This window comes from Idiomarina aminovorans, from assembly GCF_023155095.1.
In the GTDB taxonomy this organism is placed as follows: Bacteria; Pseudomonadota; Gammaproteobacteria; order Enterobacterales; family Alteromonadaceae; genus Idiomarina; species Idiomarina aminovorans.
Genome location: NZ_JAKNDA010000020.1, coordinates 1 through 670, shown reverse-complemented (window position 1 = coordinate 670; position 670 = coordinate 1). Strand labels below are relative to the sequence as shown.

2 tRNA genes and 1 rRNA gene are annotated in these 670 nt (G+C 51.2%); all 3 read right to left on the bottom strand.

The window, feature by feature from the left end:
• Window positions 1-51: 51 nt before the first annotated feature.
• Window positions 52-127: transfer RNA gene (locus L8G48_RS13330), tRNA-Ala, on the bottom strand.
• A 257-nt stretch (window positions 128-384) separates the two neighbouring features.
• A tRNA-Ile gene (locus L8G48_RS13325) sits at window positions 385-461 on the bottom strand.
• Window positions 462-582: 121 nt separating this feature from the next.
• Window positions 583-670 (bottom strand): 16S ribosomal RNA (locus tag L8G48_RS13320); the annotation flags it as partial.

Here is a 670-nt window from a genome sequence, read left to right as displayed (position 1 = left end):
CTATTCTTGTTTAAGAACACTTAACGCTAACGGTTACATCAAGAGAAGAAATGGTGGAGCCAAGCGGGATCGAACCGCTGACCTCCTGCGTGCAAGGCAGGCGCTCTCCCAGCTGAGCTATGGCCCCCTAATGCTTGCCTGAAGCTCCGGTAGCTGCGTTGCGCGATTCGTTCAATCAGTCACATACCATCGAGGTATGCTCCTTCAGTCACTCAACGTGCGCCTTGCTCTCGAAGCTTCATGCTGCGCGTGCTAACATCGAGGAAACCCTCTTTTCAACATCGCGGCAACCCTGATAAGGGAATTTGAAGGAGGGTAAGTCGAGAGCGTGCGACGCATACATCAGTATGCGAGTACCCGAACAACGCAGCCATCGTTTAAATTTGGTGGGTCTAGGCAGACTTGAACTGCCGACCTCACCCTTATCAGGGGTGCGCTCTAACCAGCTGAGCTACAGACCCAGTTTCTTCTCTTCTAATATCAAGCCAGGCAATCTGTGTGGGCACTTACCCACACGGATGTGGGGTATACAAAAAATGCAGAACGCAATTTTTTGTGTACACAAAAGTTAAGCAATCGTTGTAAGGAGGTGATCCAGCCGCAGGTTCCCCTACGGCTACCTTGTTACGACTTCACCCCAGTCATGAACCACACCGTGGTGATCGTTCTC